Raw genomic sequence first — 13141 nt, 5'->3', positions numbered from 1 at the left:
CGAAACGGGACGCCCCCTCACCCGACGCCCCGAGCCTCTCCTCTCGGAGAGGCAAAACCTCAGACCACCTGGCGCTTGTGCAGGTCGGCGATGGTCGCCGCATCCAGGCCCAGCCCGGCCAGCACTTCATCGGTGTGCTCGCCGATTGCCGGCGGATGCGTGACGATGCGCGACGGCGTGCGCGACATGTCGATCGGCTGGCCGACATAGGCCACGTTGCGGTCGCCGCCGTTCAGGGTCTGGGCGATGCCGAGATGCTGCACCTGCTCGTCGGCAAAGACCTCATCCACCTTGTTGATCGGGCCGCAGGGCACGCCGAGGTCGTTCAGCGCCTTCACCCAATGCGCGGTGGTGTTGGTCTTGGTCACCTCCTCGATCATCGCATTCAGCGCGTCGCGGTTCTCGCTGCGCAGGGCGCCGCTGTTGAAGCGCGGGTCGGCCTTCCATTCGGGCTTGCCGAGGCCATCCGCGCAGCGTTCCCAGATGCGCTGGCCGCTGGCCGCGATGTTCATGTAGCCGTCGCTGGTCTGGAAGACGCCGGTCGGGATGCTGGTCGGGTGGTTGTTGCCCGCCTGCTTCGGCACCTGGCCTTCCATCAGCCAGCGGCTGGCCTGGAAGTCCAGCATGAAGATCTGCGCCTGAAGCAGGCTGGTCTGCACCCACTGGCCCTTGCCGGAGACTTCCCGCTCCAGCAGCGCGATGAAGATGCCCTGTGCGGCGAAGAGGCCGGCGCAGAGATCGGCGATCGGGATGCCGACGCGCACCGGGCCCTGGCCCGGCAGGCCGGTGATGGACATCAGCCCACCCATGCCCTGGGCGATCTGGTCGAAGCCCGGGCGGGTGGCATAGGGGCCGTCCTGGCCGAAGCCGGAAATGCTCGCATAGACCAGCTTCGGGTTCACCGCCGACAACGCCTCGTAGTCGATGCCGAGCCGCGTCTTCACATCCGGCCGGAAGTTCTCGACCACCACATCGGCCTTCTCGACCAGCTTCTTCAGCAGGGCGACGCCGTCCTTGTCCTTCAGGTTCAGCGTGATGCCGCGCTTGTTGCGGTGCAGGTTCTGGAAGTCGGAGCCCTGGCGCGGCCCACCCATCGGGTCGCCCTGGTCCAGCCCTTCCGGCATCTCGATCTTGATGACATTGGCGCCCCAATCGGCCAATTGCCGCACGCAGGTGGGGCCGGAGCGGACGCGGGTCAGGTCGAGGACGGTGAAGCGGGACAGGGCGGTTGATGCCTGGGGGGTGGCGGCCATGGCGTTTCTCCTTCGCGGTGGGTCTGTCTAGCACCGCCCCGGGTATCGGCAAACTGTTGACAGGTTGCAGTTGCGCCGGCCAGGGTGCCTGCCATGGAGGACTCCGTGGATCGCCCCTCGGCGCTTGATATCGTGCGCACCCGCTCCCTCGCCTCGCTGGTCTCGCAGGAGATCGAGGCGATGATCCTCGACGGCCGCCTGCCGGCGGGGGAAAGGCTGAACGAACAGCAGCTTGCCCTGCGCCTCGGCGTCTCCCGCGGCCCGGTGCGAGAGGCGGTGCGGGGGCTGGAGCGGTCGGGCCTGGTGGTCTCCGTCCGCAACCAGGGCAGCTATGTGCGCAGTGTCAGCGCGGCGGAGGCGCTGGAAATCTACGACCTGCGCGCGGCGCTGACCGGCTTCGCCTGCGCCCGCCTGGCCGGCACCGCCACGCCCGCCCAGCGCGCGGAGCTGGAGGCGCTGGTGCTGCGGATGGAAGCGGCGCGGGAGGCGGATGCGGCGCCGGCCTATTATGCCGCCAACCTGGAATTCCATGCGGCGCTGCTGACCCATGGCGGCGGGCCGCGTGGCCTGCGGATCTACGAGGATCTCGGCAACGAGCTGCACCTGTTCCGTCGCCGCGCCCTGGTGGAGCCGGAGAATATGCGGGAGAGCAATGCCGAGCACGCCGCCATCCTGGCCGCCATCACGGCGGGCGATGCGGCGGCCGCCCGCGTGGCGGGGGAGGCGCATATCGCCGGCGGCAAGCGCCGCTTCCAGGCCACCGATGCCAGCCGCCCGGCCATGCCGGGGGCGGTGGAGCCGGTGGTCACGGCGCGGCGGCGCCGGCGCGCCGGCTGAGCGCCGGAGGGCAAGGTTGTCGCCAGGCCCTTTCCCCGACTAGGCTGCGCAGCCACTGGCCGATTCCAAACGGGGACAAGCAAATGAACGAATTTTCCATGACGCGGCGTGGCCTGGGCCTCGCCGCTGTCGGCGCCGCCATGGTGCCCGGCCTCGCGGCCGCCCAGGCACCGCAATTCTTCCGCATCGGCACGGGCTCGGCCGGCGGCACCTACTACCCGATCGGCGGCATCATCGCGAACGCGATCTCCTGCCCGCCGGGCGCGCCCTGCAATGCGGCCGGCGCCACCGATGGCGTGCCGGGCATGGTCGCCGTGGCGGTCGCCACCCAGGGCAGCGTGCAGAACGTCAACCTGATCCAGTCCGGCAATGCCGAGGCGGGCTTCACCCAGTCCGACGTGGCGCATTGGTCCTACACCGGCACCGGACTGTTCGAGGGCCGCCCGAAGGTGGATCGCCTGCGCTTCGTGGCGCATCTGTTCCCGGAACACATCCACGCCGTGGTGCGCCGCGACAGCGCCATCCGTGGCTTCTCCGACCTGTCCGGCAAGCGCATCGCCATCGGCCTGCAGGCCAGCGGCGCGCGCATCGGCGCGGAGATGATCCTGGAGGCCAATGGCCTGCGGGCGGGGCGTGAATACACCGCCGAATTCCTGAACCAGGCGCAGGGGACGGAGCGGATGCAGGATCGCGGCCTGGACGCGACCTTCACCGTGGTGGGCTACCCCGCCGCCGCCTTCACCGAATTCTGCAGCCGCGCCGGCTGCCGCATCCTGCCGATCGCGGGCGCCGAGGCGCAGAAGGTGATCGAGCGCGCCCCCTTCTACGGCACCGGCACCATCCCGCGCACGGCCTATGAGGGGCTGGAAGCCGACATCCCGACCCTGACGGTGGGCGCCGTGCTGGCGGTGCGGGACACGGTGCCGGAGGCGACGGTCTATGCCATCACCCGCGCGCTGTGGTCCGACACGACCCGCGGCCTGCTGGACCGTGGCCATGCCAAGGGCCGCGAGATCGTCAAGGAAGGCGCGCTGACCGGCCGCGGCGTGGTGCCCTTCCACCCGGGCGCCGAGCGCTACTACCGCGAAAACAACATCCTGCGCTGATCCGCGCCGGCTGAACCTGCCCCGCCCGGCCCACGCGAAAGCGTCGGGCCGGGTTCTGCGTTCTGGACTGTTTCAATTTTCCCTGCCGAGGCCCTGACCATGAGCGGCTCCCCCGCGCCCAACAAACTTGATTTGGAGGCCGCGGCGCGGCTGGAGAAGGAGGCGGATACCGAACTGCGCTTCCGCGACCTGCGGGGCTTCACCGCCCGGCTGGTCTCCGTGCTGCTCGTGGCCCTGTCGGTCTTCCACTACTACACCGCGGGCTTCGGCATCCTGACCGAGCACTGGCACAAGGCGATCCACCTGGCCGCCGTGCTCAGCCTGATCTTTCTCCTGTTTCCGGGCGGGTTTCTTTCCGTGGGTCCGCGCATCGGCGGCGTGCCGGTGCTGGACTGGATCTTCGCGGGCGCCATCGTCGCGGCCACCATCTACCTGCCACTGATCTTCGATGACCTGACCTTCCGCATCGGCAATCCCAGCCAGACCGATGTGGTCATGGGCACCATCATGGTGGTGCTGGTGCTGGAGGCGACGCGACGATCGATGGGGCCGATCCTGCCCATCATCGTCTGCATCTTCATCGGCTACGCCTTGTGGGGGAACCACCTGTCCGGCGTGCTGGCGCATCCGGGCTCCGACTGGTCCGGCTTCGTCAACCATGTGTATCTGACCGGCGAGGGCATCTTCGGCATCCCGGCCAAGGTCGTCGCCACCTTCGTCTTCCACTTCGTGCTGTTCGGCGTGATCGCCACGCGCATGGGGCTCGGGCAGTTCTTCATCGACCTGGCCAGTGTGGTGGCCGGGCGGTATCCGGGCGGGCCGGCCAAGGTCGCCGTGCTGGCCTCGGCCATGTTCGGCTCCATCAGCGGGTCCTCCATCGCCAACACCGTCACCACCGGGTCGCTCACCATCCCGGCGATGAAGAAGATCGGCTACAAGCCGCATTTCGCGGGCGCGGTCGAAGCCGCGGCGAGCGCCGGCGGGCAGATCACCCCGCCGATCATGGGCGCGGCCGCCTTCGTCATGATCGAGTTCCTGGAAATCCCGCTCACCACGCTGCTGATCGCGGCGGCGGTGCCGGCGGCGATGCACTTCTGGGGCGTCTTCGTGCAGGTGCATTTCGAGGCCAAGCGCCTCGGCCTGCGCGGGATGGAGCCGCATGAGATTCCGAAATTGTGGCCCACGGTGCGCGACGGCTGGCCCACGGTGATCCCGCTGGTCGCCCTGGTCTGGGTGATCGTCGATGGCTACACGCCCTATCTGGCCGCCTTCGTCGGCATCACGCTGTGTGTCATCGTGGGCTTCCTGAACCCGCGCAACCGGCTGACGCTGCGCGACCTGTGGGACGCGCTGGACATGGGCGCGCGCTACGCGCTGGCGGTGGGCGCGGCGGCGGCGGCGGTCGGCATGGTGGTGGGCGTGGTGACGCTGACCGGCGCCGGCTTCCGCGTCGGCTTCATCGTGACCCAGGCGGCGGCCAGCACGGCGCAGTGGTTCGCCCCGATCTTCGAGATCCTGCCCCCGGCCTTCGGCACCCTGGCCGGGCTGACCCTGTTCCTGACCCTGCTCTTCGTCGCGCTGATCTGCATCGTCATGGGCGCGGGCATCCCGACCACGGCGCTGTACATCGTGCTGGCGGCGATCGCGGCGCCGGCCGTCATCCAGCTCGGCGTGCCGCCCCTGGCCGCGCATCTGTTCATTCTCTACTACGGCATCCTGGCGGATCTGACGCCGCCGGTCTGCGTCGCGGCCTATGCGGCGGCGGGTATCGCCGGGTCGAATCCCTTCCGCACCGGGCTGACCGCCTTCCGGCTGGGTTCGGCCAAGGCGACGGTGCCCTTCGTCTTCGCCTATGCGCCGGTGATGCTCATCATGGTGGATGACTTCACCCTGTCGAGCTTCCTGTTCGTCACCATCACCTGCGCGCTGGGCGTGCTGGTGCTGGGCCTCGGGCTGACCGGCTATGCCTTCACCCATATGGGGATCGGGGCGCAGATCGGCCTGGTGGTGGCGGCGCTGCTGACCATCTCGCCCAGCGGCCCGATGAGTGCCGTGGGCGCGGCGATCGCCGTGCCGATCCTGGCCTGGAATTTCGTGCGCAGCCGGCGGGGGATGGCCGCGCCGGCCTGAGACTGGGTCAGCTTCATACTTGCGGGCCGGTCTCTTGACCGGTCCGAGCGCCCGAATGGGCGCCGCGGCGAGTGCCGCGTCGCTCAGTCGCCGGAGGCGGCATCCACGGTATCAGACCGGGTGTTCCAGCGCCCGGCCCATCTCCGCCGTCAGCTCCAGGAACTGGGCGCGCACCCCGGCGGCATATGGGTTGGCGCGCTCGATGGCGTCGAAGACGCCGGGCGGGTCGTGCCGCACCATGCCGACCGCCTGCATCAGCAGGTCGAAGCTGCGGGTCGTCATGCGGCTGGGCAGGGGCTCCATCCGCACCAGCACGGCGGCGATCAGATGCGTCAGGCCCTGCGCCACCGCCATGTCGCGGTCATGCGCCTCCGGCGTCGTCAGAACCACGCGCAGCCGCAGGGCGTGCCGCAGGAAGGCGCCGATGCGGAAGGCGGCGCGGCCGCGGATGGGGCAGAGCGCCAGCTTCAACCCGGCAATGCCATCGCGGGCGCTTTGTGGCCCGAACAGCGGATGGGTGCCGACGATCTCCACATCCGGCGGCAGGCCGGCCAGCATCGCCCGGGCCGGCACGAGTTTCACCGAGCCGACATCCACCACCACCGCGCCGCGCCGCAGATGCGGGCGCAGCGCCGCGATCACCGTCTCGAAGCGATCCACCGGCACCGCCAACACCACGATCCGGCAGGCGGCGGCGGTGGCCAGGTCGGTGAAGGTCACGCCCTCCTCCGCTGCCAGCTCCGTGGCGCTGTCATGCGCCAGCAGGTCGCAATGGGCGCGCAGATGGCGGGCCATCAGCCGGCCGAAGGCGCCGAAGCCGATCAGTCCAATTATGGGGCGGTGTGAGGCGGCCGTCATCGCGCGAACTCCAGTGGGGGCGCTTCGACGACTGGCGGGTCTTGCTTGGGATCAACCGCCAGGGACGAGGCGGTTGAGGGATATGATGCACCCGGCCGCTAGGAGAGCGGCGCGTAATACCGGCAGAGGGTGGCGGTGCGGATCATGCGAGCATCAAGTCCGCGGCGCGGCCCGCTGTCAAGCCAGGGCCAACCACCGGGTGTCCGGGATGGGCGGATGTCGCCATCTGGTTGCCGCGACGAACATCAGAAGTTACATAAGTAACGTGCAATAAAGGCACCCCGCGTTTCACCGTCGTTTCAAAGCATTGCGTTGACATCCAGTTGCGTTGTTCTGCGTGACCCGCAGGGAACAGGCTGCCGCACCCCTTCCGGAGTGCCGCCCGTGCCCCTTCGATCCGAGAAGCTTGCCGGCAATGCCGTTCTTCGCCAGGTCGAGACCAAGGCCCGCAAGGGCCTCGGCATGGGCCGCGCCACCAACGACACCACCGCCATCCGGCTGGTGCAGGAAGCGCTGAAGACCCTCGGGGAGGATCTGGGCGGGGATTGGGTGCCGCCCTCCTCCGGCCTCGGCTGGTACGGTCAGCACACGGTGAATGCGGTCTATTCCTTCCAGAGCAAGGTCTGGCCGACCAATGCGGCGGAATGGGATGGCGTGGTGGGGCAGAAGACCCTGCGCGCGCTGGATGCCGGGCTGCTGGGCGGCGTCGCGCCGCAGCCCGGCCCCACGCCGGAGGGTGGCGCCCAGCCACCGCCGGGAGTGCTGCCGACCGAGAGCGACTGGCGGCGCATCAGCTTCGATCCGCCGCTGTTCATCGCCTTCGGCTACAAGCTCTCGATCGTCGATCCGGTCTTCATGCCGCTCTACAGCCGGGTGCTGGCCGAACTCGGCGTGCATCTGCCGCATGGTGGGGATCTGCTGCTCGCCTCCATGCGGCGCGTCGTCGGCGCGCTGGACCTCGGCAACATGATGGTGACCGGCAACCTGCTGGGCGTCACCACGCGCCGCGGCGCCTTGCCGCTGACCCTGCCGCAGGCCATCGAACAGGCGAGGAAGCTGGGGGCCGGGCCGCAGATGGTGAAGGCGCTGGAGGGGCTGGAAGACATGCTCGGCCATGTTCCGACGGCCGCCGCCGCCAGTGTGGGCCTCGTGCTGATCGTGGCGACCGGCTTCCCCAATGTCGCCGCCATGCATGGCCATGTCTCCGGGCCGAATGACGAGGCCACCTTCAACTTCGCCATCGGCAATACCAAGGGCCTGACCAAGATCCTCCAGATCGCCATCGAGCGTGGCGGCAACCTGTCCGACCTCATCAACGCCGGCGGCGCGATCTACGACACCTACAAGAATCTCAGCGACATGAAGTCGAAGGCCATCGTGGTGATGGATGTGCCGGGCCTGTCGATCGGCGCGGATGTGGGCTTCTCTGCCTCGCGCAGCCATTTCTACGCGATGGATTATGAGGCGCTGGGCCGCAAGCTGGCGGATCTGGTCCGCGCACCGGTCACCACCATGGCGCCGCAGCGTCCGCGGCTCAAGGTGACGGCGCCGCAGCAGAGCCTCATGCGGGTGCGCCGGCCGATCTGACAAGCCGGCTTCCAGGGAAGCCGGTTCATCAACGGCGGGACCTGCGTCCGCCGAAGGCGGGCAAGCGGCCGAATGGCCGCCGCGGCAAGTGCCGCGTAGCCAGGTCCCCGGAGGAGGCGCCGGCGCCTGAGGCCCCAATGAAACGCTACCGCGGCGACTCGGCGCCCTTGGTGACGGCCAGGAATTCCGGGCGGCGCTCCGCAAAGCCCGACACCTCGCCGACGCAGACCGTGGTGGTGCGGCCGCGTGGGGTTTCCAGGACGACGAACAGGGTGCGGATCTGCTGGGCCCGGGCGGGAATGCCGTCGCGCGGGCGGATCATGCCCTCCATCAACAGGCCCGCGACCTCGCCCTGCCGGTAGGTCTCCTGCTGCTGGATGTCATAGAGGGCGGACATGGTGCGGATCACGGTGTCGCGCCATTCGGGGGACTGCATCGTCTCGTTCAACCGGTCCTGGCTCAGCCCGGCATTTCCAGGCGCCTCGGCGAAGGCCACCTGGCAGCCGGTGTCGCGGTCATCCGGCCGACGCACCCGGAAGATCGCGGCATAGGGCGCGCGCGGCGGGGCCACGCTGGCCTGGTAGTTGGGCGGCGGCGTGACGGAAAGGCCCGTGGTCGGGTCCCGCATCGGCTGCGCCAGCGCCGCACCACCCAGGGCGCAGAGCGCCGCAGCCATCATCGTCACCCGCATCGCCCGTCCTTTCGTGCCGTTGCCGCCGGACAACGCGGTGGGCCGCCCGGCGATACGCGGCTCCGCCGGACGTGAAGCCTCAGACCGGCGCCAGCCCCACCGTCAGCCCGCCGCAGACATACAGGACCTGCCCGGTGACGAAGCCGCTGCGCGCATCCAGGAAGAACTGCACGCCATTGGCCACATCCTCCGGCGTGCCGAGGCGCTTCACCGGCACGCCCTCGATGATCGCGCGGGTGCGCGGGCTGTTGTCGGGATTGGCGCGCTTGAACAGCTCCGTCGCGATCGGCCCCGGGCCGATGGCGTTCACCGTGATGCCATCGGCGGCGAGTTCCAGCGCCCAGGTCCGCGCCAGCCCGATCAGCCCGGCCTTCGACGCGCCATAGGCGCTGCGCAATTCCTTCCCCAGGGCGGCGCGGGAGGCGATGTTGACGATGCGGCCGAACCCCGCGGCGCGCATCGCCGGCAGCAGCGCCTGGGCGGAGAGTACGGCGCTGCGAAGATTCACCTCCATCACCGTGGCGAGGTCCTCGACCGAGGTCTCCTCCAGCGAGGCCGGCTTCACCACGCCGACATTGTTCACCAGCCGCGTCGGCGCGTGCTGCGCCACAACCCGCGCCAGCACATCCCGCGTCATCGCCAGGTCGCCGAAGTCGCAGGCGAAAAAATCCTCGACGGGGAGGGGGGTTTCGGGCGCGCGCAGGTCGAGGTTCACCACCCGCCAGCCGGCTTCCGCCGCGCGTCGCGCGATGGCGCGGCCGATGCCGCCCGAGCCGCCGGTCACCAGCACCGTTTCCGTCACCTGTAGGTTTCCTCCAGCCAATAGCCCAGCCGATCCGCCAGGCTTTCCCAGCCGAGATCGAGCATCATCGCATGGCCCATGCCGTCCAGCAGGGCGAAGGGCGCGGCGTGCCAGGTGGCGGTGCGCACCACCGAATCGGGCGGCACCAGCGGGTCGCGCCGGCCGCCGAAGACCACCGCGGGCTTGCCGAGACCCCAGGCGGAGGGCACCGGCTGTGGCGCCTGCGCCTCCAGCACCGCCAGCCGGCTTTCCGGACGCAGCCGTGCCAGGTGGTGCAGCGCCTGGCTGTCGGGCAGGCCGGGGCCGAAGAAGGCGCGGCGCAGCGGCGCCAGCTCCGCCGGGCCGGGCTCCGTCATCCGTGCCACGGCGCGCCACAGCGGCGGGTCGGCCATGGCGAGGCGCCAATTGGCCCAGGCCAACCCCTCCGGCGGCGCGGGCGCCAGCAGGGCCATGCCCGCGACCTCCGGCGCGTCGAGCATGCGCTGCGCCACCAGGCCGCCGAGCGAATGGCCGATGACCACCACGCGGCGGTGCAGCGCGGCCAGGGCGGCGCGGGCATCGGCCAGGTAGTCGGCGAGGCTGGCCGGGGCCTGCGGGCGTCCCGGGTTGAAACCGGGGGCGAAGACGGCATGGCCGGCGGCGGCCAGGCGTCCCGCAAATCCCTCCGCCCAGACCCAGGCGCCGCAGGATGCGCCATGCAGCAGCAGCAGCGCCGGCGCGCCGGGGCGCGGGGCCGGGGGGTCCCAGGCGAGCATGGTGCCGCGGGCGAAGGCAAGTTCGTGGGGGTCGGGGGCGCGCATCACCGGCATGGTGGCAAGGCCCGGCGTCGGCGACAACGGGGAAGCCGTCAGATGGACGCGGCGCCCCGATCTGCTTTAATGCCTTTCAAGAATAGGAGACCCATCGAATGACGATCCAGCTTGGCGATACGATTCCGGCCGTGAAGGTCATGCAGGCCACCGCCGAGGGGCCGAAGGAAGTGGCGACGGATGCGCTGTTCGCGGGCAAGACCGTGGTGCTGTTCGGCGTGCCGGGCGCCTTCACCCCCACCTGCTCCGCCAAGCACCTGCCGGGCTTCGTGACCCAGGCGGCGGCGCTGACGGCGAAGGGCGTGGACGTGATCGCCTGCATGTCGGTGAACGATGCCTTCGTCATGGGCGCCTGGGCCAAGGACCAGGGGATCACCGACCAGGTGGTGATGCTGGCCGATGGCTCCGCCGCCTTTACCAAGGCGCTGGGCCTGGAACTCGACCTGACGGCGCGCGGCCTGGGCGTGCGCAGCCAGCGCTTCGTGCTGGTGGCCAAGGACGGCAAGGTGACGCATGTCGCCGTCGAGGCGCCGGGCGCCTTCGAGGTTTCCAAGGCCGAGGCGGTGCTGGCCGTCCTGTGACGAATCCGGCCGCGTATGCGCTGTTCGCCTGGCAGGCCGGCTGGGTGTTCACGCTGCGCAGCATGCAGCTTGGCACCGATCCGGTCGGCGCCAGCGCGGCGCTGGCTGAAATGGTGGCGGAGAAGCAGAAGGCCTTCGCCGATGGCGCCTTCGCCGCCGGCCGGGCCCTGCTGGCGGGCTCGCGGCCGGACGTGGTGGCGGAGGCCGCGATGCGCCCGGCGCGGCGCCGGGTGGCGGCGAATATGCGGGCGCTGCGCAAGGGCTGACACAGGCGGGCTGACCTTGGGCGGCATCGCCGCGGGCACCGCGGCCCGGGTGGCAGGCGTCACGCCGCCGCCTCGGCGCGGGCCAGGGCGAAACCCTCATCAATCCATCCGGTGATGCCGCCCGCCATGATCTTCACCGGCCGGCCGAGCTGCGCGAGCCGCAGCGCGCCCCTGGCGGCGCCATTGCAATGTGGCCCCGCGCAATAGGTGACGAAGACCGTCCCCTCCGGCCACTCCGCAAGCCTGGAGGCGATGATCTTGCCATGCGGCAGGTTGATCGCACCCGGCACATGGCCCTGCGCGAACAGGGTGGGGCTGCGCACGTCCAGCAGCACGAAGTCGGGCGTGCGGGACAGCGCATCATGGACGTCCCAGCAATCGGTCTCGAAGCTGAAGCTGGCGGCGAAATGCGCGCAGGCGAGGTCGGCGGCGGCGGCGGGGATGGCGGTGACGGCGCTGGGCATGGCGAGGTCCTTGTGTGGCCCGGCCATGTCACCGAACGGGGCAGGGACTCGCAATTGGCATGACTGCCATAGTACATGAAGATCATGCCAAACACCTCCGGCCCGCTCGTCGTGGTGCTGCTCTATGACGGCCTCTGCACCTTCGAGTTCGGGATTGCGGCCGAGATCTTCGGCCTGCCCCGGCCGGAGATGGGCGAGGGCTGGTACCGCTTCGCCAGTTGCGCGATCGAGGATGGCCCGCTGCGCGCCCAGGGCGGCTTCCGGCTGACGCCAGACCACGACCCGGAGCTGATCGACCAGGCCGATATCATCGTGGTGCCTGGCTGGCGCAGCGCCAGCGCGCCGGTGCCGGAGGCGCTGTGCCAACGGCTGCGGGTGGCGCATGGCCGGGGCGCACGCCTCGTCTCCCTCTGTTCCGGGGCCTTCGTGCTGGCGGCGACGGGGCTGCTGGATGGCGCCACGGTCACCACCCACTGGCGCTATGCGGAGGCTCTGCGCGCGCGCCATCCCTCCATCGCGGTCGACCATGCCTGCCTCTACCGCGCGCATGGGCGGCTTCACACGGCCGCCGGCAGCGCGGCGGGGATCGACCTGCTGATCGAGATCATCCGCCAGGATTTCGGGCCGGAGGCCGCCAATTCGGTGGCGCGACGCCTGGTGATGCCGGCGCATCGCACCGGCGGCCAGGCCCAGTTCCTGGAACGGCCCGTGCCCGCCCGGCACCAGGCGGAGGTGGCGCCGCTGCTCGACCGGATCCGCGCCGACCTCGCCGCCCCCTGGACCTTGCCGGGCATGGCGCGGGAATGCCGGATGAGCCTGCGCACCTTCATCCGCCGCTTCACCGAGGCAACGGGCGCGCCCCCCGGCGCCTGGCTGGTGGCGGAGCGTGTCGAGGAGGCCAAGCGCCTGCTGCGTGCCAGCCAGCGCGGCATCGAGGAGATCGCCGCCGGTGTCGGCCTCGGGACGCCGGACACGCTGCGGCATCATTTCCGCAGGCTGGTCGGCGTCAGCCCCCGCGAGTACCGGCTCCGCTTCGGCCAGGGCCTTCCCAATACCGGCGGTCCGGTCTCTTGACCGGTCCGAGCGCCCGAATGGGCCGTTGGCATGAGCGCACGGATTCCCATTGACGTAAGCCTGCGCGGTCCGATATTTCAGAAATTCCTGAAATGTCGGACCGTCATGAACCTCCCACCCCTCGTTCAGGCCTTCGTGCTGCACTTTGGCGAAATGGGCAGCCGCTGGGGCATCAACCGCACCGTGGGGCAGATCTACGCCCTGCTCTACGTCGCGCCAGACCCGCTGAATGCCGAGCAGATCGTTGATGCGCTGGGCGTCTCCCGCTCCAACGTCTCGATGGGGCTGAAGGAATTGCAGGCCTGGAACCTGGCGATCCCGAAGCACATTCCGAACGATCGCCGGGACCATTTCACCACGCCGGACGATGTCTGGCAGATCCTGCGCACCTTGGCGGAGGAGCGGAAGAAGCGGGAGGTGGACCCGACGCTCTCCGTGCTGCGCGAATTGCTGATGCAGTCCCCCGGCAGCGCCGAGGAACGCCACGCCCAGCAGCGGATGGCGGAAATGCATGGCCTGATCGAACAACTGACCACATGGTACGACGATGTGAAACGGCTGGAGACCGAAAGGCTCGCCTCCCTGCTCGCGCTCGGCGCAAGGGTGACGCGGCTGCTGGACACCAAGGACAAGGTCATCGGGCTGATGCGCGGTCGCGCCAGCCCCGGCAAGGAGGGCTGAGC

14 protein-coding genes are annotated in these 13141 nt (G+C 69.9%); 8 read left to right on the top strand and 6 right to left on the bottom strand.

Annotation, left to right across the window (positions count from 1 at the left end; genetic code table 11):
• Positions 1–59 precede the first annotated feature (59 nt).
• Positions 60–1253 carry a CaiB/BaiF CoA transferase family protein gene (locus JJQ90_RS03345; RefSeq protein ID WP_216873019.1) on the bottom strand — a complete coding sequence of 398 codons (1194 nt, stop codon included), beginning with the start codon at positions 1251–1253 and terminating at the stop codon, positions 60–62.
• A 93-nt stretch (positions 1254–1346) separates the two neighbouring features.
• On the opposite strand from JJQ90_RS03345, the gene JJQ90_RS03340 reads away from it, so the two are divergent.
• The 3 genes from JJQ90_RS03340 (at position 1347) to JJQ90_RS03330 (ending at position 5326) form a co-directional block, all read left to right on the top strand.
• On the top strand, positions 1347–2090 hold the full coding sequence (locus tag JJQ90_RS03340; RefSeq protein WP_216873018.1) for an FCD domain-containing protein: 744 nt from the start codon (positions 1347–1349) through the stop codon (positions 2088–2090).
• Positions 2091–2173: 83 nt separating this feature from the next.
• Positions 2174–3196 carry a TAXI family TRAP transporter solute-binding subunit gene (locus JJQ90_RS03335; RefSeq protein ID WP_216873017.1) on the top strand — a complete coding sequence of 341 codons (1023 nt, stop codon included), beginning with the start codon at positions 2174–2176 and terminating at the stop codon, positions 3194–3196.
• Between the two features lie 99 nt (positions 3197–3295).
• The gene (locus tag JJQ90_RS03330; protein ID WP_216873016.1) at positions 3296–5326 is read left to right on the top strand and encodes a TRAP transporter permease; all 2031 of its coding nucleotides are present in this window, start codon (positions 3296–3298) and stop codon (positions 5324–5326) included.
• 111 nt (positions 5327–5437) lie between these two features.
• Here JJQ90_RS03330 and JJQ90_RS03325 read toward each other — a convergent pair whose 3' ends face one another.
• A complete protein-coding gene (locus JJQ90_RS03325) occupies positions 5438–6184 on the bottom strand; it encodes a prephenate dehydrogenase/arogenate dehydrogenase family protein (RefSeq protein WP_216873015.1) in 747 nt (248 codons plus the stop codon).
• 384 nt (positions 6185–6568) lie between these two features.
• Here JJQ90_RS03325 and JJQ90_RS03320 point away from each other — a divergent pair, with 384 nt between their 5' ends.
• A complete protein-coding gene (locus JJQ90_RS03320) occupies positions 6569–7771 on the top strand; it encodes a peptidoglycan-binding domain-containing protein (protein WP_216873014.1) in 1203 nt (400 codons plus the stop codon).
• A gap of 145 nt (positions 7772–7916) precedes the next feature.
• On the opposite strand, the gene JJQ90_RS03315 is transcribed toward JJQ90_RS03320, so the two are convergent.
• The 3 genes from JJQ90_RS03315 to JJQ90_RS03305 form a co-directional block, all read right to left on the bottom strand.
• On the bottom strand, positions 7917–8462 hold the full coding sequence (locus JJQ90_RS03315; RefSeq protein ID WP_216873013.1) for a hypothetical protein: 546 nt from the start codon (positions 8460–8462) through the stop codon (positions 7917–7919).
• Positions 8463–8541: 79 nt separating this feature from the next.
• Positions 8542–9264, bottom strand: a complete 723-nt coding sequence (locus JJQ90_RS03310; protein WP_216873012.1) for an SDR family oxidoreductase — start codon at positions 9262–9264, stop codon at positions 8542–8544.
• Positions 9261–10100, bottom strand: coding sequence for an alpha/beta hydrolase (locus tag JJQ90_RS03305; protein WP_216873011.1), 840 nt, complete (start codon positions 10098–10100; stop codon positions 9261–9263). Before JJQ90_RS03305 ends, JJQ90_RS03310 begins: the two co-directional genes overlap by 4 nt.
• Before the next feature lie 71 nt (positions 10101–10171).
• On the opposite strand from JJQ90_RS03305, the gene JJQ90_RS03300 reads away from it, so the two are divergent.
• Together JJQ90_RS03300 and JJQ90_RS03295 are read left to right on the top strand one after the other, a co-directional pair.
• Positions 10172–10654 (top strand): peroxiredoxin, encoded by a 483-nt coding sequence (locus JJQ90_RS03300; protein WP_216873010.1) that lies wholly within the window; start codon positions 10172–10174, stop codon positions 10652–10654.
• Positions 10651–10920, top strand: coding sequence for a hypothetical protein (locus JJQ90_RS03295; protein WP_216873009.1), 270 nt, complete (start codon positions 10651–10653; stop codon positions 10918–10920). The genes JJQ90_RS03300 and JJQ90_RS03295 overlap by 4 nt, the downstream gene beginning before the upstream one ends.
• A gap of 59 nt (positions 10921–10979) precedes the next feature.
• Here JJQ90_RS03295 and JJQ90_RS03290 read toward each other — a convergent pair whose 3' ends face one another.
• Positions 10980–11384 carry a rhodanese-like domain-containing protein gene (locus JJQ90_RS03290; protein WP_216873008.1) on the bottom strand — a complete coding sequence of 135 codons (405 nt, stop codon included), beginning with the start codon at positions 11382–11384 and terminating at the stop codon, positions 10980–10982.
• A gap of 75 nt (positions 11385–11459) precedes the next feature.
• Between JJQ90_RS03290 and ftrA the strand changes: the two genes are divergently transcribed.
• Both ftrA and JJQ90_RS03280 read left to right on the top strand, forming a co-directional pair.
• Positions 11460–12458 carry a transcriptional regulator FtrA gene (gene ftrA / locus JJQ90_RS03285; protein WP_216873007.1) on the top strand — a complete coding sequence of 333 codons (999 nt, stop codon included), beginning with the start codon at positions 11460–11462 and terminating at the stop codon, positions 12456–12458.
• Between the two features lie 105 nt (positions 12459–12563).
• Positions 12564–13139 (top strand): GbsR/MarR family transcriptional regulator, encoded by a 576-nt coding sequence (locus tag JJQ90_RS03280; protein WP_216873006.1) that lies wholly within the window; start codon positions 12564–12566, stop codon positions 13137–13139.
• Positions 13140–13141 lie beyond the last annotated feature (2 nt).

The sequence above is a fragment of the Falsiroseomonas oleicola genome, from assembly GCF_019029495.1.
Taxonomy (GTDB): Bacteria; Pseudomonadota; Alphaproteobacteria; order Acetobacterales; family Acetobacteraceae; genus Falsiroseomonas; species Falsiroseomonas oleicola.
This window is presented reverse-complemented; position numbering and strand designations above follow the sequence as displayed.